At 64.7% G+C, this 23,662-nt stretch carries 25 protein-coding genes and 1 pseudogene; 16 read left to right on the plus strand and 10 right to left on the minus strand.

What is annotated here, in order from left to right; genetic code table 11:
- Together QM712_RS32985 and QM712_RS32990 are read right to left on the minus strand one after the other, a co-directional pair.
- Positions 1–955, minus strand: a pseudogene (locus QM712_RS32985) (carbamoyl phosphate synthase large subunit); the annotation flags it as partial.
- Positions 956–1,098: 143 nt separating this feature from the next.
- Complete coding sequence (locus tag QM712_RS32990) at positions 1,099–2,268, minus strand: MFS transporter (RefSeq protein WP_415027336.1); 1,170 nt, start codon at positions 2,266–2,268, stop codon at positions 1,099–1,101.
- 110 nt (positions 2,269–2,378) lie between these two features.
- On the opposite strand from QM712_RS32990, the gene QM712_RS32995 reads away from it, so the two are divergent.
- Positions 2,379–2,756 (plus strand): ArsR/SmtB family transcription factor, encoded by a 378-nt coding sequence (locus tag QM712_RS32995; RefSeq protein ID WP_415027337.1) that lies wholly within the window; start codon positions 2,379–2,381, stop codon positions 2,754–2,756.
- 318 nt (positions 2,757–3,074) lie between these two features.
- On the opposite strand, the gene QM712_RS33000 is transcribed toward QM712_RS32995, so the two are convergent.
- A complete protein-coding gene (locus QM712_RS33000; RefSeq protein ID WP_415027338.1) occupies positions 3,075–3,776 on the minus strand; it encodes a class I SAM-dependent methyltransferase in 702 nt (233 codons plus the stop codon).
- 106 nt (positions 3,777–3,882) lie between these two features.
- Here QM712_RS33000 and QM712_RS33005 point away from each other — a divergent pair, with 106 nt between their 5' ends.
- Positions 3,883–4,407, plus strand: a complete 525-nt coding sequence (locus tag QM712_RS33005) for a Dps family protein (protein WP_415027339.1) — start codon at positions 3,883–3,885, stop codon at positions 4,405–4,407.
- 114 nt (positions 4,408–4,521) lie between these two features.
- Here QM712_RS33005 and QM712_RS33010 read toward each other — a convergent pair whose 3' ends face one another.
- The gene (locus QM712_RS33010; protein ID WP_415027340.1) at positions 4,522–5,043 is read right to left on the minus strand and encodes a hypothetical protein; all 522 of its coding nucleotides are present in this window, start codon (positions 5,041–5,043) and stop codon (positions 4,522–4,524) included.
- A 144-nt stretch (positions 5,044–5,187) separates the two neighbouring features.
- Between QM712_RS33010 and QM712_RS33015 the strand changes: the two genes are divergently transcribed.
- Positions 5,188–5,403 carry a hypothetical protein gene (locus QM712_RS33015; protein WP_415027341.1) on the plus strand — a complete coding sequence of 72 codons (216 nt, stop codon included), beginning with the start codon at positions 5,188–5,190 and terminating at the stop codon, positions 5,401–5,403.
- 60 nt (positions 5,404–5,463) lie between these two features.
- Here the strand turns inward: QM712_RS33015 and carA are convergent, their stop codons facing one another.
- Positions 5,464–6,654: a glutamine-hydrolyzing carbamoyl-phosphate synthase small subunit gene (carA, locus tag QM712_RS33020; protein WP_415027342.1), complete on the minus strand. Its 1,191-nt coding sequence runs from the start codon at positions 6,652–6,654 to the stop codon at positions 5,464–5,466.
- 231 nt (positions 6,655–6,885) lie between these two features.
- On the opposite strand from carA, the gene QM712_RS33025 reads away from it, so the two are divergent.
- From QM712_RS33025 to QM712_RS33040, 4 genes are all read left to right on the plus strand, one after another.
- Positions 6,886–7,341 (plus strand): GatB/YqeY domain-containing protein, encoded by a 456-nt coding sequence (locus tag QM712_RS33025; protein ID WP_415027343.1) that lies wholly within the window; start codon positions 6,886–6,888, stop codon positions 7,339–7,341.
- A 127-nt stretch (positions 7,342–7,468) separates the two neighbouring features.
- Positions 7,469–8,608, plus strand: coding sequence for an epoxide hydrolase family protein (locus tag QM712_RS33030; protein ID WP_415027344.1), 1,140 nt, complete (start codon positions 7,469–7,471; stop codon positions 8,606–8,608).
- A 133-nt stretch (positions 8,609–8,741) separates the two neighbouring features.
- Complete coding sequence (locus QM712_RS33035; protein WP_415027345.1) at positions 8,742–10,352, plus strand: AMP-binding protein; 1,611 nt, start codon at positions 8,742–8,744, stop codon at positions 10,350–10,352.
- 165 nt (positions 10,353–10,517) lie between these two features.
- A complete protein-coding gene (locus tag QM712_RS33040) occupies positions 10,518–11,291 on the plus strand; it encodes a DUF2189 domain-containing protein (RefSeq protein WP_415027346.1) in 774 nt (257 codons plus the stop codon).
- Positions 11,292–11,294: 3 nt separating this feature from the next.
- On the opposite strand, the gene QM712_RS33045 is transcribed toward QM712_RS33040, so the two are convergent.
- The 3 genes from QM712_RS33045 to QM712_RS33055 are packed head-to-tail and all read right to left on the minus strand — an operon-like array spanning position 11,295 to position 12,581.
- Positions 11,295–11,807, minus strand: coding sequence for an SRPBCC family protein (locus tag QM712_RS33045; protein WP_415027347.1), 513 nt, complete (start codon positions 11,805–11,807; stop codon positions 11,295–11,297).
- On the minus strand, positions 11,804–12,274 hold the full coding sequence (locus QM712_RS33050; RefSeq protein WP_415027348.1) for an SRPBCC family protein: 471 nt from the start codon (positions 12,272–12,274) through the stop codon (positions 11,804–11,806). Before QM712_RS33050 ends, QM712_RS33045 begins: the two co-directional genes overlap by 4 nt.
- Positions 12,267–12,581 carry an ArsR/SmtB family transcription factor gene (locus QM712_RS33055; protein WP_415027349.1) on the minus strand — a complete coding sequence of 105 codons (315 nt, stop codon included), beginning with the start codon at positions 12,579–12,581 and terminating at the stop codon, positions 12,267–12,269. The genes QM712_RS33050 and QM712_RS33055 overlap by 8 nt, the downstream gene beginning before the upstream one ends.
- A gap of 114 nt (positions 12,582–12,695) precedes the next feature.
- Here QM712_RS33055 and QM712_RS33060 point away from each other — a divergent pair, with 114 nt between their 5' ends.
- The 4 genes from QM712_RS33060 (at position 12,696) to QM712_RS33075 (ending at position 16,613) form a co-directional block, all read left to right on the plus strand.
- Positions 12,696–14,147 (plus strand): LVIVD repeat-containing protein, encoded by a 1,452-nt coding sequence (locus tag QM712_RS33060; protein WP_415027350.1) that lies wholly within the window; start codon positions 12,696–12,698, stop codon positions 14,145–14,147.
- A 2-nt stretch (positions 14,148–14,149) separates the two neighbouring features.
- A complete protein-coding gene (locus QM712_RS33065) occupies positions 14,150–14,692 on the plus strand; it encodes a hypothetical protein (protein ID WP_415027351.1) in 543 nt (180 codons plus the stop codon).
- 220 nt (positions 14,693–14,912) lie between these two features.
- Complete coding sequence (locus tag QM712_RS33070; RefSeq protein WP_415027352.1) at positions 14,913–15,533, plus strand: LysE family translocator; 621 nt, start codon at positions 14,913–14,915, stop codon at positions 15,531–15,533.
- A 96-nt stretch (positions 15,534–15,629) separates the two neighbouring features.
- A complete protein-coding gene (locus QM712_RS33075; RefSeq protein ID WP_415027353.1) occupies positions 15,630–16,613 on the plus strand; it encodes a DUF3592 domain-containing protein in 984 nt (327 codons plus the stop codon).
- Positions 16,614–16,709: 96 nt separating this feature from the next.
- Here the strand turns inward: QM712_RS33075 and QM712_RS33080 are convergent, their stop codons facing one another.
- Positions 16,710–17,513, minus strand: coding sequence for an N-formylglutamate amidohydrolase (locus QM712_RS33080; protein ID WP_415027354.1), 804 nt, complete (start codon positions 17,511–17,513; stop codon positions 16,710–16,712).
- A gap of 93 nt (positions 17,514–17,606) precedes the next feature.
- On the opposite strand from QM712_RS33080, the gene QM712_RS33085 reads away from it, so the two are divergent.
- The 3 genes from QM712_RS33085 (at position 17,607) to QM712_RS33095 (ending at position 19,888) form a co-directional block, all read left to right on the plus strand.
- A complete protein-coding gene (locus tag QM712_RS33085) occupies positions 17,607–18,518 on the plus strand; it encodes a transglutaminase family protein (protein ID WP_415027355.1) in 912 nt (303 codons plus the stop codon).
- The gene (locus QM712_RS33090) at positions 18,519–19,334 is read left to right on the plus strand and encodes a transglutaminase-like domain-containing protein (protein WP_415027356.1); all 816 of its coding nucleotides are present in this window, start codon (positions 18,519–18,521) and stop codon (positions 19,332–19,334) included.
- A 155-nt stretch (positions 19,335–19,489) separates the two neighbouring features.
- Positions 19,490–19,888: a gamma-glutamylcyclotransferase family protein gene (locus tag QM712_RS33095; RefSeq protein ID WP_415027357.1), complete on the plus strand. Its 399-nt coding sequence runs from the start codon at positions 19,490–19,492 to the stop codon at positions 19,886–19,888.
- Between the two features lie 124 nt (positions 19,889–20,012).
- On the opposite strand, the gene QM712_RS33100 is transcribed toward QM712_RS33095, so the two are convergent.
- Positions 20,013–20,576, minus strand: coding sequence for a chlorite dismutase family protein (locus QM712_RS33100; RefSeq protein WP_415027358.1), 564 nt, complete (start codon positions 20,574–20,576; stop codon positions 20,013–20,015).
- Positions 20,577–20,767: 191 nt separating this feature from the next.
- Here QM712_RS33100 and dnaG point away from each other — a divergent pair, with 191 nt between their 5' ends.
- Complete coding sequence (gene dnaG / locus QM712_RS33105) at positions 20,768–22,765, plus strand: DNA primase (protein WP_415027359.1); 1,998 nt, start codon at positions 20,768–20,770, stop codon at positions 22,763–22,765.
- A 374-nt stretch (positions 22,766–23,139) separates the two neighbouring features.
- A partial coding sequence (locus tag QM712_RS33110) for an RNA polymerase sigma factor region1.1 domain-containing protein (RefSeq protein ID WP_415027360.1) occupies positions 23,140–23,662 on the plus strand: 523 nt, incomplete at its 3' end.

A 23,662-nucleotide genomic window follows, 5' to 3' on the forward strand; every position in this document is an offset into this window, starting at 1 on the left:
GCGAGGCGTCGCGCATGATCTGGTATTCCTTGTCGGTCAGCGTCAGCGCCGGCGCCACCGTGATGGAATCGCCGGTGTGCACGCCCATCGGATCGAAATTCTCGATCGAGCAGACGATGATGCAATTGTCTTTCTTGTCGCGCACCACCTCCATCTCGAACTCTTTCCAGCCGAGGACGGATTCCTCGATCAGGACTTCGTTGGTCGGGGACGCGTCGAGGCCGCGCTCGATGATGTCGAGGAACTCTTCCTTGTTGTAGGCGATGCCGCCGCCGGTGCCGCCCATGGTGAAGGAGGGACGGATGATCGCGGGAAGGCCGATCTCGGACAGCGCCATCATGGCCTGTCCCATCGCATATTCCTGGTAGCGCTTGCGGCGGTCGCCTTCGCCGAGCGTCCACTGCCGATCGAGCTCTTCCTGGGCGGCGCCCGAGAGCTTCTCGCGTTCGGCGTGATATTTGTCGCGGAAGGACTTCTTCAGCTCGGACGCGTTGGCGAGCCGCGACTTCGGCGTCTGCAGCCCGATCTTCTCCATGGCGTTGCGGAAAAGCTGGCGGTCTTCCGCCTTGTCGATCGCGTCCGCGGTCGCGCCGATCATCTCGACGTCGAACTTTTCCAGCGTGCCCTGCCGGCGCAGCGACAGCGCGCAATTCAGCGCGGTCTGTCCGCCCATGGTCGGCAACAGCGCGAAGCCGCCGGGGATGACGTGACGTTCCTTCTCGATGATCTTGGCGACGATCTCCGGCGTGATCGGCTCGATATAGGTCGCATCGGCCAATTCCGGGTCGGTCATGATGGTGGCCGGGTTGGAATTGACGAGGACGATGCGGTAGCCCTCTTCCTTGAGCGTCTTCACCGCCTGAGTGCCGGAGTAGTCGAACTCGCACGCCTGACCGATCACGATGGGGCCGGCGCCGATGATCAGGATGGTCGAGATGTCGGTTCGTTTGGGCATCACCGCTCACGGGCTGGAATTTGGGCACAAAAAAAGGGCGCGCTTGCCGCGCGTCCCCATTTGGCGAGAGCGCGGGGGTCTCCCTCGCGCGCGGGTGGGTCTTAGACCAGTTTTCGGGGCGGCGAAACCCCGAAAAATGCGCATCAACCGGCAATTTTGACGGGTTTGGGCCGCGCCTGCCAGCTGCGGGCGAGATGCACCAGAAGCGCGGCCGCAACGCTCGATCCGCCGATCCAGCCGAGGTCGGTCGGAGACAGCGCCGCCAGCACCGCGCCGCCCAGCGCGCCACCGATCGCGAAGCCGAGATACATGGAGGAGGCGTTCAGCGAGAGCGCGATCATCGAGGCCTGCGGCTCGACCCGGATGATGCTGGCGATCTGGGCCGGATAGAACGCCCAGCCCGAGATGCCCCAGAGGAAAATCGCACCCAGCACGGCGTAATGCGCCTGTCCGGGCATGAGCTTGAGGATCAGCGAGTGCAGAATCAGCGCGCTTGCCATGCCGCCCAGTCCGAGCGCCGCGGTGGCGAGCACGCCGAGCCGGTCGGCCAGGACGCCCCCGAGGATGTTCCCGATCGCCGCGGCGCCGCCGAAAACCAGCAGCGCCAGGCTGACCCCGGACGCATCGAATCCGAGGTCCCGCAGCGGCACCGCGAAATAGGTGAAGACGGTGAAGCCGCCGACCGCCCAGAGGACCGTGATCAGAAGCGCGACCAGGACATGGCCGTGGCGGGCGACCGCCAGCCGTTCGGCCAGTGAGGCCGTGCTGCGCGGCAGGCCACGGGGCAGGCCCAGAAGCAGGCCGGCCAGCGCGACGGCGCCGAGCAGGGCGACCATCACGAAGGTGGCGCGCCAGCCGAGCAGGCTGCCGACGAGATTGCCGAGGGGAACGCCGATCACGGTCGCGACGGTCAGGCCCGATGTGACCAGCGCCACAGCCCGGCCGCGCCGTTCGGGCGAGGCGACCGCCACTGAAACCCCCAGCGCCGTCGGCATGCAGAGTCCTGCGCCCAGTGCCATCAGCATCCGCGATGCCAGCAGCAGCGCGTAGCCGGACGCGACGACCGCAACGAGATTGCCGACGATGAAGGTCGACAACGCGAGGGCCAAAACCGTGCGGCGGTCGATGTTGTTCAGTGTCACCGCCAGAATCGGCGAGCCCACCGCGTAGGTGAGGGCATAGGCCGTGACGAGCTGGCCGGCCGCCGACACCGAAATCGACAGATCGGTGGCGATTGCCGGTAAAAGACCAGCAATGACAAAGCCTTCCGTGCCGATCGCAAAGGCCGCGAGGGCCAGCCAGAATACGCTCATTGTGGAATTCCCCATGTTCAATGTTTATTGAACTATCGATTCCCGCGCCTGCGGAGTCAATTGGTTCAAGAACTATTGAACATTTCAATGGTCTCGCTATGATCGCGGACATGAGCCGCGCGCCGCTTCACCCCACCCGCGAGCAGATCGAGCTGCCAATGGTTCTGGATTGCTTGGGCGATCCGATCCGGTTGGCGATCGTGTACCAGCTCGCGCAGCAGGAACGTGTCAGCAGCGAGCTGCGCTGCGGCGATTTCAGCGGCCTCGGCGGCAAGTCCAACCTCGCTTATCACTTCGCCAAGCTGCGGGAATGCGGGCTGACGCAGACCCGTATCGTCGGCACCAGCCGCATGACGCGGCTGCGCCGCGAGGATCTGGAGACGCGCTTTCCGGGCCTGCTCGATGCCGTGCTCAGTGCCGCCGCCAAGGACGCCGACCGGCTCCCGCTGCTTTCGGAATGTGAGGTGGTAGCGGCCGATCGCGCGTGAAGCGATTGCGCGCGGGCCGCTGATTTGTCCGCCGTATCAAGACCTTCGCAAGAAGCAGCGAGGCATCCGCCGGAAATCATCGGCTACTGTGCATGGGGTTGTTTTCAGGATTTCGATTTTGGGCGGGCAGTCCGTCCAAGCTTTCGCTTCTTGGCTGCGCCACGCGTAGCCGCCGCGGGGGGGAAGCGTGGAGACCCGGCCTGGATTTGAACCAGGATAAAGAACGATGCACCGCTCTTGCGTGGACACTTCCGCCACCGGGCCGACCGGATCATCGCCCATCGAAGTGCGACAAGCCACCTCAGCCAATTGTTAAGCTTAACGGACCAGAGGCGGCCGCGCGATGAAGGTCATGCGCCAGCGGTTGTGGCCGATATTGGTGTTGGCACGCTGCGCCGCGAACCCGGCCGCCTTCAGCTTGGCGATGATCTCGTCCTCGCTGTAGCGCTGGAGCCCGATCCGGGAGCGCAGATTGCGGTAGTCCGACAACGCGGTGCTGACGAGCCCGATCAGCGTGTCCTTCAGAAAGCCGTGGCGCAGGCCGAAGCTGAGCAGCGCCATCACGTCCCGGCCCATGCCGATGTCGGGCTGGAGAATGTCGCCGAGCACCAGCTTGCCTGACGGCGTCAACAGCCGGCGGATGTTGACGAGCGCGGCATCCAGCTCCGCCGACGTCATGTATTGCGCGACCGAGTTCATCACGACGAGGTCGATGGACTGGTCCTGCATCTTGCGGACATCGTCCAGTGAACGGACCCGGATCTTGGTGTTCGGGGCGAACCTCGCGATCAGCCGGCCGCGCACGCCGGGGGCCGGCTCGGCCAGGATCAGCTTGCCGCAGGCCGCCGCCACCTGGGCCGCCGACAGCGCCTCGCCGCAGGCGTAGTCCAGCACCGTCGCCTCAGGCGAGGAGATGTAGCCGAGGATGTCCCGCGCGATGATCTGGAAGTGCAAATCGCGATGCAGCTTGCTGACATAGATCGTGTGCGTGGAGTCGTAATAATCGATCCAATCGTCCATGGTATCCCGGTCAAACGGTTCCTATCTAGGAACCGGCGCTGCCCGCCTTGCGTTAGGGGTCCGACGGCGCGCCGTCAATGTCCGCGTCCTAACAGGAAGGTTTCCCGTGAGCAAAGCCCCCAGCAAGGTCTCGCCCGACCTCGACACCCCCACCGATCTGTCCTCCCAGGCCGTCAGCAAGGTTTCCGAGGCGCTCAACGTGCTTCTGGCCGACGCGTTCGCCCTCTACCTCAAGACCAAGAATTTCCACTGGCACATCAGCGGCCGGCACTTCCGGGACTATCACCTGCTGCTCGACGAGCAGTCCGATCAGATCTTCGCGACCACCGACCAACTCGCCGAGCGCGTTCGCAAGATCGGCGGCACGACGCTGAAGTCGATCAGCCAGGTCGCCAAGCTCCAGACCATCAAGGACAACAACGAAGAGTACGTCCCGCCGCGCGAGATGCTGCGCGAGCTGATGCAGGACAACAAGCATGTCGCCGCCGCGATGCGCAAGGCGCACGAGGTCTGCGACGACGCCGGCGACGTCGCCAGCGCCAGCATCCTCGAAAACTTCATCGACGAGACCGAGCGCCGCACGTGGTTCCTGTTCGAGGCCACCCGCCAGGAAGGCGGCAACGAGGCGTAAGTCGTCTGCCGCTGTGGGGTGAGCGAAGCACACCGCCCCCTAAGTTGTGTCGATAGACGGTGGGCGCAGCACGCGGGAGCGCGCTTTTGCCCACCGTGCGGCACTCTCATGTGTCTACCGCCATAACCGCATCAGCGCGCCGTGCTTGCCGGTCACCGGATCGGCGGGCGGTCGTGCGACCTGCGGAATCGTCGTCAGCGCTTTGGCATGGTTCTCTGGCGTCGCCCGCGTGATCTCCATCCGGCTGCCCGGCGGATAGGCGCCGATCACGCAGAAATCGGCGCTGGCCCTGATGCATTGATGGCCGGTGCCGGCGGGCAGGATCGCGACATCGCCGGCCCTGATGTCGAGCTCCTGGCCGCGATCGCCGCCGAAGCGTACGCGCGCATGGCCGCGCGCGACGCCGAGCACCTCGTGCACGGTCGAATGATAGTGCAGGTAGTCATAGACGCCGTTGCGCCAGGTGCCGCCCCAGCCGTTTTCGTCGAACAGATTCTCGATCGTCTCTTCGGGGTGGTTGGGATCGAGCGTCACGGCCCCCTGGTAGACCAGGAAGGGGAGGATGTTGTTCGGGACGAGCCCGTCGTCCCCGAAGACGATCGCAAGCGGTTCGGCATCGTCGCGGACGGCAGGCATCGCAGGGCTCCCTGGCGCATCAGACCGGAGATCAAGACGGTTCAGGCGCCGCTTGTTCCTCGGCTCCAGGCGTCGAATTGACGGAGATCAAGGCGCGGGCGGCAATTCAGGGGCACGCAATGCCCAGCGAAGGGAATGAACGCCATGTACGCGTCCGACATTGCGCAGCGTCATTTTGTGGCGGCGGTCGATGAGGCGGAGACCGCCGGACTCGGGCACGAGGCGGTCTGCCGTGCCCTGCTCAATCTCATTCTCTCGAAATATCTCGAGACGAGGCCGGTGTCCGACATCCAGGCGGAGCTGCGCTTTCTTGCCGAGAATTGCGATCCCGACACCGACTTCATGTTCATGCGCCCGTGATGCAAGGGCGGAGTCCGTATGGGCGGAGTCCGGCGGATCGATCCGCCGGACGGCCGACGTCTAGGCCTGCTTCCGCTCGCGCATCAGATCGGCGAAGCGCTGGAACAGATAGTGCGAGTCGCGCGGACCCGGCGAGGCCTCGGGGTGATACTGCACCGAGAACACCGGCTTGCCGTCGAGCTGGATGCCGCAATTGGAGCCGTCGAACAGCGAGATATGCGTCTGCGTCGCGCCCTTCGGCAGCGTCTTCTCGTCCACGGCAAAACCATGGTTCATCGAGGTGATCTCGACCTTGCCGGTGGTCTCGTCCTTCACGGGATGGTTGGCGCCGTGATGGCCCTGATGCATCTTCATGGTCTTGGCGCCGACCGCGAGGCCGAGCATCTGGTGACCAAGGCAGATGCCGAAGGTCGGCGTGCCCGATTTGATCACCTGCTGGATGACCGGCACGGCATATTTGCCGGTCGCCGCCGGATCGCCCGGGCCGTTGGAGAGGAACACGCCGTCCGGCTTCATCGCCAGAATGTCGTCGGCCGAGGTCGTCGCCGGGACCACCGTCACCTTGCAGCCGACGCCGGCGAGCAGGCGCAGGATGTTGCGCTTGATGCCGTAGTCGATCGCGACGACGTTGAACTCCGGGTTTTCCTGCCGGCCGAAGCCCTTGTCCCACAGCCAGGGCGTCTCGTCCCAGGTGAAGCGCTGGCCGGAGGTGACCATCGGCACGAGGTCCATGCCCTCGAGCCCCGGCCATTCGCGGGCTTCTTCCTTGAGGCCGTGCACGTCGAACTCGCCGTTCTTGGCGTGCGCGATCACGGCGTTGGGCATGCCCTTGGAGCGGATCAGCGCGGTCAGGGCCCGCGTGTCGATGCCGGAGAGGCCGATGATGCCACGCGCCTTGAGCCAGGCATCGAGATGCTTGGTGGCGCGGTAGTTCGAGGGATCGGTGATCGCGGTGCGCAGGATCACGCCGCGCGCGCCGGGCGTCGCGGCCATGTTCACCGTCTCGATGTCTTCCTCGTTGGTACCGACGTTGCCGATATGCGGGAACGTGAAGGTGATGAGCTGGCCGGCGTAAGAGGGATCGGTCAGGATCTCCTCGTAACCCGTCATCGCGGTGTTGAAGCAGACTTCACCCACGGCGTGGCCCTCGGCGCCGAGGCCGAAGCCTTCCAGCACCGTGCCATCGGCGAGCACGAGGAGCGCGGTCGGTTTATGGTCCGGCCAGGCGGTATCGTTTTCATGTTGTGTCATGAGCCCGCTTCATAAGCCCCCCACGGGCCCCCGTCAAAGCGCCAGAGCACGGATTCACATGCGTTTTTGCATATTTGACAGGCCACCTCAGGCACTTAGGCTGGGTTCGGACATTTTGCGCCATTTTGGCCGCCGGCCGGGAAACAATGAACCTTCCGCGACAGGTCCGGTATGGCCTCTTTCCCGCGAACGGCCTAGATCAGGCGTCGGACATTCGAAGGGACCACGATCATGCTGCGCGACGATATCAATAATGCGGTCAAGGAGGCCATGAAGGCCAAGGACGAGCGCAAGCTCTCGACGTTGCGCATGGTCAACGCGACCATCAAGAATGCCGACATCGACGCCCGCGGCAACGGCAAGCCGCCGCTCTCCGACGCCGACCTGCTCGCCGTGCTCCAGAAGATGATCAAGCAGCGCCAGGAGGCGGTCGAGCTCTACGACAAGGGCGGCCGCGCAGAGCTCGCGGCGCAGGAGCGGGAGGAGATCGCCGTCATCTCCGCCTACCTGCCGAAGCAGATGTCGGACGACGAGGTCAAGAAGGCGATCGCGGACGCGATCGGTGAGACGGGCGCGGCCGGCATGAAGGACATGGGCAAGGTGATCGCCGCCCTGCGGGCGAAATACGCCGGACAGATGGATTTCGGCAAAGCCAGCGGCCTGGTGAAGGCCGCGCTGTCGGGCTAGGCGTCATTCCGGCGCGACGCGAAACGTCGAGCCCGGACCCCATCGTGCCGCCGGCTCCGTTGCGAAATGGATTCCGGGCTCGCGCCAGGCGGCGCGCCCCGGAATGGAAATACAGGGGAGGCAACCGATGACCGCCGCGATCAGGCCATTTCGCATCGCCATCAGCGACGACGTTCTCTCCGACCTCAAGGCGCGGCTTGCCCGCACGCGCTGGCCCGAGGCGGAGTTGGTCGACGACTGGAGCCAGGGCGCTCCGCTGCAATGGGTCCAGGAGATCTGCTCTTACTGGGCTGACGGCTATGACTGGCGCGCCCGCGAGGCCAAGCTCAATCGTTTCGACCAGTTCACCACCGAGATCGACGGGCTCGACATCCACTTCGTGCATGCGCGCTCGAAAGAGCGATCGGCTCTGCCTTTGATCATCACCCATGGTTGGCCCGGCTCGATCGTGGAATTCCAGAAGGTGATCGCGCCGCTGGTCGATCCCGCCGCGCATGGCGGCGATCCCGCGGATGCGTTTCACGTGATCTGTCCGTCGCTGCCGGGGTTCGGCTTCTCGGCCAAACCCAGGACCACCGGCTGGGGCGTCGATCGCATCGCCGCGACCTGGGCGAAGCTGATGGACCGGCTCGGCTATGCACGCTACGGCGCGCAAGGCGGCGACTGGGGCTCGGCGGTGACGACCTCGCTGGGTGCGCAGGATGCCGATCATTGCGCCGGAATCCACATCACGCTGGCCTTCAGCACCGCGCCGAAAGTCGAGGGCGAGCCGACGGCAGAAGAGAAGCGGGCGCTCGCCGGTCTCAAGCATTACGTCGATCTCGATTCCGGCTATTCCAAGCAGCAATCGACGCGGCCGCAGACGCTCGGCTATGGCCTGACGGATTCGCCGAGCGGGCAGGCGGCCTGGATCCTCGAAAAGTTCTGGGCCTGGACCGATTGCGACGGCCACCCCGAGAACGTCTTCAACAAGGACGAATTGCTCGACAACGTCATGCTCTATTGGGCCACGGAGACGGCGACGTCATCCGCGCGGCTCTATTGGGAGAGCTTCGGCAAGCGACGGACCGCACCGAAGGTCGGCGTCCCGACCGGGGTCGCCGTGTTCCCGAAGGAGATCATCGCGCCGGTGCGCAGATGGATGGAGCCGAACTTCCCCAACATCACGCATTGGAGCGAGATGGGGAAGGGCGGCCATTTCGCCGCGTTCGAGCAGCCGGAGCTGTTCGTCGGCGAGGTCAGGACCTTCTTCCGGACGGTGCGCTGAGCCGCGGCAACAAGCGTCATGCCCGGGCTTGTCCCGGGCATCCACGTCTTTAGAGTGTCGTCAAAGCAAGAAGCGCGTGGATGGCCCGGACGAACCCGGCCATGACGACGCAGCGAGGAAGCGACCCAACGCCATGCTCACCGAAGCCGCGACATACGACGAGCTCTACCGCAATTTCCGCTGGGACATTCCGGCGCGCTTCAATATGGCTGAGGCCTGCTGCGATCGCCATGCCGACGGCACAGGCCGTCTCGCATTGATCTATGTCGACGAGAACGGCACGACGACCCGCACCTCCTTCGACGAGGTGGCGGAGATGTCGCGGCGCTTCGCCAACGTGCTGAGGGGGGATGGGCTGTCGCGCGGCGACCGCGTCGCGGTGTTCCTGTCGCAGTCGCTGGAATTGCCGATCGCGCACATCGCAGCCTTCCGCTCGGCAATGATTTCGATCCCGCTGTTCGCGCTGTTCGGCGAGGACGCGCTCGAATTCCGGCTGTCGAACTCCGAGGCCAAGGCGATCGTCACGGACGAGGCGGGCTGGGAGAAGCTCGCCGGAATTCGCGACCGGCTTCCCGACCTGAAAAATGTCTACGTCGTCGGCGACCGCGCGCCGGCCGGCACCAAATCGTTCTGGGATTCGGTGAAGGCGGCCTCGCCCGATTTCGCCCGCGTCGACACCTCGGCGGATGATCCCGCGTTGATCATCTACACGTCAGGTACGACCGGCAATCCGAAGGGGGCGTTGCATGCGCACCGCGTCGTGCTCGGCCACCTGCCGAATGTCGAGATGTGCCACAACTTCCTGCCGCGGCCCGGCGATCTCATGTGGACGCCGGCGGACTGGGCCTGGATCGGCGGCCTCGTCAACGGTCTGTTCGGATTCTGGTATCACGGCATCCCGCTGGTCGGCCATCGCGCGCGAAAATTCGAGCCGCAGGCCGCGATGCAGATGATGGCCGATCTCGGCGTCCGCAACGTATTCCTGCCGCCGACGGCGCTGAAGCTGATGCGTCAGGCCGGCGTGAAGCATAAGGGCGTCAGGCTGCGCAGCATCTTCACGGGCGGCGAATCCCTCGGCGGCGAGTTGCTGGGATGGGTGCGCGAAACCTTCGGCGTCGACGCGCACGAGGTGTTCGGCCAGACCGAGTGTAATCTCGTGATCGGGAGCAATTCCAACCTGTTTCCGATCCGTCCCGGTTCGATGGGCCGCGCCACGCCGGGCTTCGACGTCCGCATCGTCGACGACAAGGGCGAGGAATTGCCGCGTGGGCAGCGCGGCATCATCGGCGTGCGCCAGCCGTGTCCCTGCACGATGATCGAATACTGGCGCAATCCGGAAGCGACGGCAAAGAAATATGCCGGCGAATTCCTGCTCACCGGCGATCTCGGCGTGCAGGATGAGGACGGTTATTTCTGGTACGTTAGCCGCGAGGACGACGTCATCACCACCGCGGGCTATCGCGTCGGCCCGTCCGAGATCGAGCACACGCTGATGAAGCATCCGTCGGTGGCGATGGCCGCCGTCGTCGGCATTCCCGATCCCATCCGCACCGAATCGATCAAGGCCTGGATCGTGCTGCGTCCGGGCTTTGCCGCGAGCGACACGCTGGCGCGCGAGATCCAGGAGTTCGTCAAGGTGCAGCTCGCCGCGCACGAATATCCGCGCTTCGTCGAGTTCGCGGAAACGCTGCCGATGACGGCGACCGGCAAGGTGCTGCGCAGGGAGCTGCGGGCGAAGGGGTAGGTGACGTCTTCCTCCCTCCTTGCGGGAGAGGAAATCAACGCGGCGAAGCACCTCACGGTATTCTCAAACCGTCGTGCACGTCACTCGCGCGTGCAAGGGCCGCGCGGCTTCGCTAACATCGCCTCCAACAGCATCGCGACGAAGATCGCGTGAAGGAGGACGCTGATGTCCATCTCGGGCAAGGTCGATCCGGTGGTGTGTCCCGTTGCGGCGACCGACATCGCCGAGGCGCTGGCCGAAGGCCTGCGGGACTTCCAGGCGCTGCCGCTCTACGGTCTGTGCTTCGGTGTGTTCTATGCGGCCGGCGGCATCGCCATCATGCTCTGCTTCACTGCCTTCGGCATGATCTATCTCGTCTATCCCCTTGCGGCGGGATTCGCGCTGATCGGACCGTTCGTCGCGATCGGCCTCTACGACGTCAGCCGCCGCCGCGAGCGCGGCGAGCCCGTTTCCTTTGCTGCGATCTGGTCCGCGATCCGTTCGCGCAGCGAGATCGGCTGGATGGCGTTCGTCACGTTGTTCGTGTTCGTGGTCTGGATGTACCAGGTGCGGCTTCTGATCGCGCTGCTGCTCGGCCTGCATGCCTCGTTCTCGAGTCTGCAGGAATTCATGACGGTCGTGCTCACGACGAACGAGGGCCTGCTGTTCCTCGCGATCGGCAACGCCGTCGGCGCCGTGCTGTCGCTGATCCTGTTCTCGCTGACCGTGGTGTCGTTTCCGCTGTTGCTCGATCGCGAGGTCGATTTCGTCACCGCCATGGTGACGAGCGTGCGTGCAGTCGTGGCGAGCCCGCTGCCGATGGTCGGCTGGGCGGCCGTGATCGTGATGGTCTTGATCGTATCGGCGCTGCCCTACTTTCTCGGACTGGTCGTGACGCTGCCGGTGCTGGGACACGCGACCTGGCATCTCTATCGGCGCCTGGTCGTGCCGGTCGCCTAGAGGCTACGGCGTCTTGATTCCCATCGCCTTCAGCGCATCGAGCATCCGCTGCGGCGGGCCGAGCTTGACGACCAATGGCGTTCCGGTCTCGAGCAAGCTCTTGAGGCTGGAGAGGATGGCCGGCCAGCCCGAGCGCCCGCCGGCAAGAATGTCGTCGCTGAGCGGACGGTCGTGGCCTTCGCTCATCGTCAGCCGGACCGCATCGCCAATTTGTTCGATCTCGTAGGTGACGAGGGTCGGCCCGAGCTTTTCGATGAGCTCGGGCCAGTTGACGTTGAAGGTGACCGAGAGCTTGCGCGGGGGATCATAGGCGAGCACCTCGCCGCTGATATGCAGGGCGCCGTCGGGGGTGCGGACGATGAACGCGCCGCCGAGCCGCGGCTCGACCTCCACGGCATTGCCGAAGAAATATTGCCTGCTGAACTCGGCGGAGGTCAACGCGTCCCAGACCTTCTCCGGCGTGGAGGCGATGTAGATCGTGTAGACGGTCAGCGGCTTGAATTGATCCGGGTTCATCGCGCGTCGAAGTCCTTGTTGAGCGCCGCACGTGGAATGGCGAGCAGCTTGCCGGTCTCCAGCAGGCTCTTCAGTCCGGACAGGATCGCCGGCCAGCCATTGGAGACGGCGCCGAGATATTTGCCGCCTTCGACGAAGCCGTCATGCAGCACGGTCAGCCGCACCAGCGAGCCGAAGGGTTCGATGGTGAAGACCACCCGCGATATCGGTTCGTCGCGGAGCGCTTCGTACTTCTGGTGCTTGAAGCTGTAGGACAGGCGCCGCGGCGGATCGGATTCTAGAATTTCGCCGGAGTCGGTGATGTCGCCGTCGAGCAGCAGCGCGAAGGGGGAGCCGACCTTCCAGTCGGACCGCACCTCGGCGCCGAACCAGTATTGCCGCGTGAACTCGCTCGATGTCAGAGCCTCCCACAGCTTTTCGGCCGTGGTCTCGATATAGCTCACATAGACGAATTGAGGCTTACTCATCGCGCTTCTCCAACTGGCGTTTCAATTCGCTGAGTGCGGCAAGCCTGCCGCGTTCGAACTTCCTGATCCAGCGTTCGCCGATCTCGTGGATCGGGACGGGGTTGAGATAGTGCAATTTCTCACGGCCGTGCCTGATGGTCGTGACCAGGCCGGCCTCCTCCAGAATCGCAAGGTGCTTCGTCACCGCCTGGCGCGTCATCGCGAGGCCGTCGCAGAGTTCGCCGAGCGTCTGGCCGTTCCTGGCGTGAAGCCTGTCCAGCAGCGACCGTCGAGACGCGTCGGCGAGCGCTTTGAAGACTTCATCCATGGCGGCGATAATAGGCAACCAAATGGTTGCATGTCAAGATGGTGTCTTTGGCGCGCGCAATCGACCATGCTAGCGTTGAGGCTCAGCCAACGCAGATTGGTTCCGGGAGGATCGATGATCAGCCGCTGTTCTCACCTTGCTGCCTGCCTCGTGCTTTTTGCTTGCAGCACCGCCGCCCAGGCCCAGAAACAGCAGGTGATCGGAGCGCCGCCGGAAGCCTCCAACATGAAGCTGGTCGGCGCCAACGACCTGCAGGGGCGCAGCGCCTATCAACCGACCATCCATCATCAGGGCGACCGCTGGATCGCCTATATCGGTCATCACGGCGGCACGGATGACGTGCCCAATCCCGTCAATCCGATGACCGGGACCGCCGAGCCGAACGGAACCTCGATCGTCGACGTCACCGACCCCGCGCATCCGCGATACCTGCGGCATCTGCCGGGACAGGAAGGCAAGTACGAATCCGGCGGCGCGCAGATGGTGCGGGTCTGCGACGGCAAGTCCCTACCGAAGGGTGATCCGAATGCGGTCTACATGCTGCGCACCTTCGGCAGCGAGGCGCACGAGATATGGAACGTTACCGATCCCGCAAGCCCCGTGCTGCTCACGCGCATCGGCGGGTTGAAGGACACGCACAAGAGCTGGTGGGAATGCGACACCGGCATCGCCTATCTCGTCTCGGGTGCCCCCGAGTGGCGAACGCGCCGCATGACGCAGGTCTACGATCTCAGCGATCCCCTGCACCCGCAGAAGATCCGGGACTTCGGCCTGCCCGGCCAGGAGCCGGGATCGACGGGCGCGGTCCCGACCGAACTGCACGGGCCGATCTCGACCGGGCCCAACGGCAACCGGGTCTATTTCGGCTACGGCACCAACAAGGGCGGCATCCTGCAAATCGTCGATCGCGAGAAGCTCCTCACCGGGCCGAAGGAGCCGACGCCGGACAACCTGCGCTTTCCCGAGATCGCGCGCCTGCCGATGTCCGCCTTCAACGGCGCGCACACCACCTTCCCGATGCTGGACATGCCGATCGCCGAATTCGCCGAGGACAAGGACGGCAAGACGCGCGACATCGTCATGATCGTGGACGAGGCGATCCTCAACGAATGCGGCGAGGCGCGACAGATGGTGTGGTTCGCCGACGTCACCACCGAGGCGCGGCCGATGATGATCTCGAGCTATACCGTGCCGGAGGCGAGCGGGCAGTTCTGCCAGCGCGGCGGCCGGTTCGGCTCGCATTCCGCCAACGAGAGCATGGCGCCGGTCTACTACAAGAAGATGGCGTTCATCGCCTTCTTCAACGCCGGCGTCCGCGCGCTCGACATCCGCGATCCCTATCATCCCAGGGAGGTCGGCTATTTCATCCCGTCGATCACGCAGGCCACCGACAAGCGCTGCATCCCCGTCGAGGGCGGCGAACGCTGCAAGGTCGCGATCCAGACCAACAATGTCGAGACCGACGATCGCGGATACATCTACATCGTCGATCGCGCCAATACCGGTTTGCACATCCTCGAACTGACAGGGCCGGCCCGTGCGGTCGCCGGCCTGCCGAAGAACTGACGATGCGGTTCGGCGCGACGATGGCGGTCGTGGCGATCGTGCTCGGTGCGTCCGGCGTCGGAGCCGATCAGCTTGCGCCGTCGCCACAGATGGAAACGGCGCGCTGGCGCGAGATCGCCTGGCCGTTCCCGCGCGACGGCTGGCCGGCGGGCCGCGCATTCCGGTGCGAAGGTGCCTGTGCCGGGGCCGAGCTCTATATCCGCGCCAAGCGTGGCTTCTGCAATTGCGATCGCGGCGTCGCCGATGACGATGAGGTGGACCGCGTTGCGGACATCGATCTGGTCAGCCTCCGGTTCTTGCCGACGATGGCGGGCGAGGAGGTGAGCATCGGCGACATGCGCGGCCGCGCCAGACACTATGATCTCGACACGCCCGGCGGTGCAAGTCACGTCGGGATCGGCGTTGCCGTCTCGCGGCGCTGCGATCTTTTCGTCGCCGCCGCGCAAGGCCTTGGCGAGGCAAGCGCGGTGCAGCGCGCAATGCTCGCGTTTCTGGAGACACCGGAGATGAAGACATGGGCGACGGCGGCATTGGACGGACGGTGAGGAGAGGCACGGCCGCCTCACCTTCCCCACTGTCATGCCCCGCGAACGCGGGGTATCGGGCACGCCGAGACGGCTGTGAGGTCCGGAGAAGCCGCGAGGTACTGGACGCTTTCGCGGGTCATGACGCCGGTGGTTGGGCAGGCACGCTGCGCTCACCCGTCTTCCGTTCCCGCCCTTCCCATGCATTAATGCCCCAAACCGCCCTCAGCGAGTCTCCGCCATGATGTCCCTGCAAGCTTATCTCGCCTTCGTCGCCGCCTGCGTTGCGCTGGCGCTGCTGCCTGGGCCCATCGTCACGCTCGTCATCGCCAACGGCTTGCGCCACGGCACCCGTGCCGCGATGACCAACGTCCTGGGCGCGCAGGCCGGGCTCGCGATCGTCATCGGCGTGGTCGCGATCGGTCTGACCTCGCTGATGGCCACGATGGGCTATTGGTTCGACTGGGTGCGCTTTGCCGGCGCCGCCTACCTGATCTGGCTCGGCATCAGGCTGATCTGGGCGCCGGTCGAAGGCGTCAATGTCGACGAGCCGCCGGCGCCGCCGCGCGGCGGTTTCTTCCTGCAGGGCTTTCTGGTGCTGCTGTCGAATCCGAAAGTGCTGATCTTCTTCGGCGCCTTCATTCCGCAATTCATGGACATGAGCCGCGACCATTTCCCGCAGGTGGCGCTGCTGGGCGCGACCTTCATGGTGACCGCGGCAATGACGGACGGGCTCTACGCCCTCGCGGCCGGGCGGGCCCGAAAATTCTTTTCGGCCCGCCGAACCCGCGCGATGTCGCGCATCTCCGGCGGCTTGATGATCGGCGGCGGCATCTGGCTGGCGCTGACCCGGGCCAGATAACGTCTGCCAAATCACGTCATTCGGGCCGGTTCGGTTTGAACCGTTCGCGGTGGTGATGCGTCCAATCGGACATTGCCGCTGACGAAGGAATTTGCCGTGCCCGACTTGCCCTGGTTTGTCTATGTGATGTTGCTTGCGCCGCTGGGACTGATCCTGATCGCGGCGGCCGTGAAAACCTGGCAGGTGCGCGAAGCACGAGGCTGGCCGCAGGCACCCGGCAAAGTCGTCACCTCGTTCGCGGAGGTGCGCGAGGTCAGGGTGTCCGACGACCAGCGTGCGGAAGGCTATCGGCTCGAGAGCCGTAATTTTGCGAACGTGACTTACGAATATTCGGTCGGCGGCCGGAAGCTGCGCAGCGACCGTATTTCCATCGGCGAAGATATCGGTAATTTCGAGGTCGCCGAGAAGCTCGCGAAATATCCCGCCGGTGCCGTCGTCACCGTCTACTACGATCCGCGCCATCCCGATCGGGCCGTGCTCGAACGCGATCTGCCCAAGGGCCTGTGGGGTTGTCTGGGCATCGGCACGGTCATCGTCCTCGCCATCGTGTTCGGGTCGGCCTTCGGTCTCAGTCAGAGCTACCAGTACCTGATCCATCACATCGCGCGGCCCGATCTGTCGGGCCTTGTGGTCGGCTTCGCCGCGTTTGGCTTCGTCGTCGCGCTGATCGGCTTCGCGGCGCATCGGCGGGCATCGCTGGCGACTCGTTGGCCGGTCGTCCCGGGCACGATCAAGCTGTCGGAGATGGAGTCCTATCACGAGGCCACCGAACCAGGTGAGGGGCCCGGCGTCGAGATGTTCGGCAGGCGGGTGTCCTACACCTACCTCTTCCAGAACGTCAGCTATACCAACGAATGCGCGCGTGTCGCGGCCGGATCACGAGAGGCCTCGGAGAAGATGTTGCAACGCCTGGCCTCGCGCTATCAGGACGGCGCGACGGTCGAGGTTCGCGTCAATCCCGACAACCCGGCGGAAGCGACGCTCGATGCACGCGGTGACGGCCGTTTTGCCTGGGTGCTGTGGGGGATCGCCGCGATCTTCGCCGGCCTCGCGGTGTTCGTCGCGACGCGTGGCGGTTGAGCGTCTCTCCACACAGGGAGGCGGAACTCTCCGCACAGCAGGAAAAACCGGCGCCCTGTCTCGCCAGCGATGGTCCAGCCGCACGCGCGCCGTCGGCTAGGCCAGCCTCTCGGCCTTCAACTCCGTCTCGATCTCCCGAAAGATCCTCGCCAGCCGCTCGGCCCATTGCTGCTGGCCGGACTGGTCCGCGATCAGGTCCTGGCGGATCTCGATGCCGGTGTTGACGAGCCCGCGCGCTTCGCCGTGGACGGGGATCGTGTAATCGGTGAGGTCGCTCACCGCGTAGGGCTCGTTGTCGCCGACCACGAGATCGCTCTCGGCGCGCAGATGCCTCAGCAGGAGCCGCGGCAGCACCGTGTCGCGGTGATAGAGCGTGCCGATGTGCCAGGGGCGGGCGACGCCGGCATAGACCGGCGTGAAGCTGTGCAACGACACCAGCACGGTGGGCCGCTTCGCATGCGCGCGGCCGCTGATCACGGCCTCGATGCGGTCATGATAGGGCGCGAAGATCTCGCGTCGCCGCGCCTCGCGTTCGTTCTCCGTAATTCCCGTATTGCGCGGGATCGTCGTCGCCTCCGAAATCACGGGAATCGAGCTCGCCGCGCCGGGCGGGCGATTGCAATCGATCACCAGCCGCGAATAGCGCTGTGCGATCAGATGCGCGTCGAGCATCTCCGCAAGCCGTTCGGCAACCCCGGCGATGCCGATGTCCCAGGCGATGTGACGCGTCAGTTCGCTTTCGGCGACGCCGAGATCGCCGAGGGAACGCGGCAGCAGCCGGCCGTAATGATCCGAGGTCAGCAGGAAGGGCGATGCTCCTTCTGCATTCACCTCATGCGCTGGCGGAATGTCGCCCGCGCCGAGGAGTTGATACGCGGCGCCTGTCGTGTCTAAAGCCATCCCGATTGCCTATGGAAAAAGCAGGCCGCCCCTGAAAATTGGGCAGCGAACGCTATAGAATAACCGGCCCAAAATCACCATGATCGCCTGACGATGCCTCTGCTCACGATTCATCACAAGACCGAATATCGCTACAACCGCCCTGTGGCGTTCGGCGAACACCGCATCATGCTGCGCCCGTGCGATGGCCATGATCTGCGCGTGCTCGACAGCCGGCTCGTCATTTCGCCGACGCCGATGTCGCTGCGCTGGATTCACGACGTGTTCGGCAACTCGGTTGCGATCGCGAATTTCGACGAGCGGGCCGACAGCCTGACCTTCGACTGGCGGGTCACGGTGGAGCACAATCCCGTCGAGGAGTTCGCGCTGACGCCGGACGATCCGGCTTTCTTCTATCCCTTCGTCCACGACGACGAGGAGTTCCCGGATCTCGTCCAGTACATCACGCCGCAATATGCCGATCCCGATGGCGAGATCGCGGAATGGGCGCGCGGCTTTCTCGACGACGAGGCGCCGACGCCGACCTTCAAGATCCTGAGCGGCATGACGCATGGCATCCGCAAGCAGTTCAGATACCGCAAGCGTCACGAGCCCGGCACCAAGCACCCGCTCGACACATTGCGGTCGGGCACAGGAACTTGTCGCGACTATGCGCTGTTCATGATCGAGGCCTTGCGTCAGCTCGGCATCGCCGCGCGTTTCGTCTCCGGCTACATCTTCGTGCCGGAGGATATCGAGCAGTGCCATGTCGGCGGCGGTTCGACGCATGCCTGGGTGCAGGTCTATCTGCCGGGCGCCGGTTGGATCGAGTTCGACCCGACCAATGGCATCGTCGGCACCCGCGACCTCATTCGGGTCGCGGTGGCCCGCGATCCGCGCCAGGCGATTCCGCTGCACGGCGTCTATATCGGCTCCGAGGAGGCCTTCGACCTCATGGAGGTCAGCATCAGGGTGGTCTCGGACGATCAGGACAACGACCAGGAGATGGAGACAGAGGTTTCGTAGATGGAAATCAGGGTCGGCTTCGAGATCACCTACGCGGCAGCGCAGCCGACACCGATGGTGATCATGCTCAACATCCACCCCTCTCGGCAGGCCGACATCATCGACAAGGAGACGGTGGTCGCCGAGCCCGACGTTCCCATCCGCTTTTATCACGACGGCTTCGGCAACATGTGCGGCCGCCTTGTCGCGCCCGCCGGCGGCGTGACGCTGAAGGGCAGCGCGCTGGTGCGCGACAGCGGTCTGCCGGACGAGGTCGTGCCGGACGCGCAGCAGATCCCGATCGAGCAATTGCCGAACGAGCTGATGCTCTATCTGATGCCGAGCCGCTATTGCGAGACCGACAAGCTCACGGACATCGCCTGGTCGCTGTTCGGCAAGACCGAGCCGGGCTGGCAGCGCGTCGCCGGAATCACCGAGTTCGTGCACAAGCACGTCACGTTCGGCTACCAGCACGCCCATCACATGAAATCGGCACATGACGTCTATGAGCAGAAGACTGGCGTCTGCCGCGACTTCGCGCATCTTGCCGTCGCGTTCTGCCGGTGCATGGGCATCCCGGCGCGCTACTGTACCGGCTATATGGGCGACATCGGTATTCCGCCCGAGCCGTTCCCGATGGATTTTTCGGGATGGTTCCAGGCCTGGCTCTCCGGCCGATGGTTCACCTTCGATGCCCGCCATAATGTGCCCCGCATCGGCCGTATCCTCATGGCGACGGGCCGCGACGCCGCCGACGTCGCGCTTTCGACGAGCTTCGGCCGGATGGAATTGAAGAAGTTCGAAGTGGTGAGCGACGAGGTGGCGAAGGTGGGCTGAGCCGGCCGCTCCACGCCCGTCGACGAGTGAAAAGCGTCCTTCTCGCCATGAGGGTGTCCGGCACGACATTTCCTCGACGTCGCCCTGGCTTGCTTTGGTACAACATCGCATGCGCGGTGCTGTCGTTCTGCCAAATTGGCAGCTATAGAAACCCCATGATCACCGATCGACTTTTCGTATACGGCACCCTGATGCGCGGCTTCGACCATCCGATGGCGCGGCTGCTCGCGGGCCATGCCGATTTTCTGGGGGAGGCGACCTGTCGCGGCCGGCTCGTCCTGGTGAAGCATTATCCGGGATTGGTGCGATCGGATGCGCCGTCCGACATCGTCCATGGCGAACTCTTTCACCTGCGCGTACCCGAGGAGCTTCTGGCCGAGCTCGACATGTACGAGGCCTGCGGCGAAGGTTTTCCGGAGCCGACCGAATATCTGCGCGAGTTGATCGACGTCTCGCAGCCCGACGGCGCCACCGGCAAGGCCTGGACCTACATCTACAACTGGCCCGTCACCGACCTGCCGGCGATCGGGTCCGGGCGCTTCCTCGAACACTAAGGCGCGGTGAGACTACGATGGAGCGTCGTCGGGCTTCAGGTGAGTGTTGGCGCATGATCTCCGCGCGAACGCGTTCCGCGTTTGTCGCGAGGGAAAACCGCTTCGCACTTTTCTGGATCATGCTCTAAGCCGACAGCACTTCCTTCACCACGCGGACATCGACCTCGCGCTCGACATAGGTCCATTCCTCGGTCTGCCTGAGCATCGCGACCAGCTCCTCGAACAGCGCGGCATGCGCGGGAGCGAATTCGAACCAGGCGAGGAAATCGAAGGGGCCGCCGAGGTCGCGGGCGTGATAGAGCTGCCGGGCGATCGCGGGGAGGAAGCGCAGGCTGCTCGCGATGTGGTGCGACTTGTCCTCGAAGATCTTGCGCCGTTCCTCCGGTGTCAGCTCCCACCAGGCTTCCGATTTGCGGATCGGGATCAACGCCGCGGAGGTTGCTTCGAGCCGGCCGAGCCCGGACTGCACGGCGCCGAGTTGCTGCTGCTCCGCGCGCTCGGTGTAGCGAAGATAGCTCGGGACGCCTGCCAGCCGCCATGCATTGCGCGAGGGCACCATCGGCAATGCGACGGCCTCGCTGTCGGTCACCGACAGCGCCGGCATGAAGGGCAGGGGCTCGCCCGTCACGGGCGAAATCGAGGTCACCCGCCAGCCCCCGCTATGACCGCCTCGAAACGTCCTGAACATGGCCCATGGAAGCTTGGAACCGGGCCGGGTTCAAGTGTTTCCGCGCTCGCTCTTGTCCTGGTTCACGTTCCGGAACGGCAGAAGGGCTGTGAACAGCGCGGATAATCCCGACAAACCTGACTTTTAGGCTGGCCGCACCTATATCCGTGATCCTTCGCCCGACTCACACGGTTTCGCGCTAGACACCCACCATGCGGTTCACGCCCCAATTCCTCGACGAGCTTCGTGCCCGGCTTTCGGTCTCCGAAGTCGTGGGCAAGCGCGTGAAGCTGAAAAAGGCGGGGCGGGAGTGGAAGGGGCTGTCGCCGTTCCAGCAGGAGAAGACGCCGTCCTTCTACGTCAACGACCAGAAGGGCTTCTACCACGACTTCTCCTCCGGCAAGCACGGCGACATCATCACCTTCGTGATGGAGACGGACGGCGTGCCCTTCGCGGAGGCCGTCGAGCGGCTCGCCAACATGGCCGGCCTGCCGCTGCCGGCGGTGACACCCGATGCCGCGCGCCACGAGCAGCGGCGCAAATCGCTGCACGACGTCATGGATCTCGCCGCAAAATTCTTTGCGGAGACGCTGGCCTCGCGTGTCGGCGCCAAGGCGCGCGGCTATCTCGCCGATCGCGCGATCTCGCCGGCGACGCAATTGCAGTTCCGGCTCGGCTACGCCTCGCCCGACCGCTTCGCGCTGAAGGAGCATCTCGGCAAGCTCGGCGTCTCCGTCGACGACATGGTCGAGACCGGCCTGCTCGTTGCCGGCAACGACATTCCCGTGCCCTACGACCGCTTCCGCGATCGCGTGATGTTTCCGATCACCGATCTGCGCGGCCGCGTCATCGCCTTCGGCGGCCGCGCGCTGGAGAAAGACGTTCCGGCAAAATATCTCAATTCGCCGGAGACGCCGCTCTTCCACAAGGGCGACAATCTCTACAACCACCAGACCGCGCGCAAGGCGACCCATGACGGCGGCGCCCTCATCGTGGTCGAAGGCTATGTCGACGTCATCGCGATGGTCACGGCGGGCTTTGCCGGCGCCGTCGCGCCGCTCGGCACCGCACTCACCGAGAGCCAGCTCGCGCTGCTCTGGAAGATGGCGGACGAGCCGATCCTCTGCTTCGACGGCGACAGGGCCGGCCAGAAGGCGGCCTATCGCGCCGCGGACCTGGCGCTGCCGTTCCTTGCGCCCGGCAAGAGCCTGCGCTTTGCGCTTCTGCCGGAAGGTCAGGACCCCGACGATCTCGTGCGCTCCGGCGGGCGCGGCGCGATCGAGGAGGTGATCTCTGCGGCGCGTCCGCTCGCGGAGATGATCTGGTCGCGCGAGCTCGAAGGCGGCAATTTCGCAACGCCCGAGCGCCGCGCCGCGCTGGAAGCGCGCATCAAGGAGCTGTCCAACGGCATCCGCGACGAGGTGGTGCGACGGTACTATCGCGACGATTTCGCCGAGCGGCTGCAGCGCGCATTCGCGCCCGAAGGGGGGCGCGGCGGGTTCGCCGGTCGCGGCAATTTCCGCCCCGGCGCCGGTGGCCGTCCATTCCAGCCGCGCGGGGGGCAGGCGAATCGATTCGGTGGCCAGGGGCGTCGCGGACCGCCCGGACCTACCCTTTTGCCCTCCGGACCCTACCAGGCGGCGAGCCCTCAACTCGCCAACAGCCCGATCATGCGGGGACAGCGCAGCATCATTTCGCGGCGGGAGGCCCTGATCCTGCAATGCCTGATCAACCACCCCTGGCTGCTGGACGATCATCTCGAGGAGGTGGCTGCCCTGGAGCTGGCCCATCCCGAGGCTCACAAGCTGCGGGCCGGCATCATCGCCGCCTTCGCCAATGATCATCACCACAGCCCGGACCCGGGTGAGCAGGCCGAGAAGATGCGATCCGACATCGAGAAGGGCGGATTTGTTCCGTTACTTCAAAGAGTTGAGCGAGCCATCACGACCGCGGCGGTGTGGGGGGCAAGGGAAGGGGCGGCCAGGGACGACGTTCTCGCCACGTGGCATCAGCTCGTTGCCTTGCATCGGCAATGGCATTCACTACTTAGGGAATTGAAGGACGCCGAGCTGGCCTTGGGGGAGGACCCCAGCGAGGCCAATTTGGCTTGGCTGCGTGACGTCAAGGCCCGGATGGCCGAGGTCGACGGTACCGAGGCCCTGATCGAGGGTTTTGGCGAGCTGTCGGGCCGGTTCCAGAAGAGCGTGTGATGAAGAAACATGCGGACGGCCGAGGCCGGAACCGCTAAAAGACTCGCCAAATCCAAGGTTTGGCGGCACAAACAGGGTTAATTGAGGCTTAACGGTCTTGTAGCAATTTGGCCAACGGGCGGCCGCAGGCAGAACAGACGCGTCAGGAATGAATCCGCGCAATCGCTGTTGGCACTACACCTGCATCCGCCGCGACAAAGGTGCTCACGAAGCGTTAGGCAAATCCGGCGAGAGAGAGGTGGGGGTGGCGAAAAGACGTTTGCGCCGCCTTTTCTGTGTCGAGAGCTGACGAAGCGAGAGCGACGAGCAACAGGTTCAAGTGAATTCAGGCAGGTGCGGCGCACGCCTGCATGAAGCGCGTTTAGGAGCAATGGATGGCCACCAAGGCAAAGACGCTGCAGGCGAAGGACAAGGAAAAAGACGACAAGGCAGCGGACGCTCCGGAGAAAGATTCCCAGGACGCCCCCTCGCCGTTGCTCGATCTGTCCGACGCGGCAGTGAAGAAGATGATCAAGCAGGCCAAGAAGCGGGGCTTCGTGACCTTCGATCAGCTCAATGAAGTCCTGCCGTCCGACCAGACCTCGCCCGAGCAGATCGAGGACATCATGTCGATGCTCTCGGACATGGGCATCAACGTCACCGAGGCCGACGACAGCGAAGCCGAGGACGACAAGGACGAGGGCGGCGAGGACGAGACCGACAACGAACTCGTCGAAGTCACCCAGAAGGCCGTCACCGAGGTCAAGAAGAGCGAACCGGGCGAGCGCACCGACGATCCCGTTCGCATGTATCTGCGCGAGATGGGCACCGTCGAGCTGCTGTCCCGCGAAGGCGAAATCGCGATCGCCAAGCGCATCGAGGCCGGCCGCGAGGCGATGATCGCGGGCCTGTGCGAAA

It is taken from the genome of Bradyrhizobium sp. (assembly GCF_047605465.1).
Taxonomy (GTDB): Bacteria; Pseudomonadota; Alphaproteobacteria; order Rhizobiales; family Xanthobacteraceae; genus Bradyrhizobium.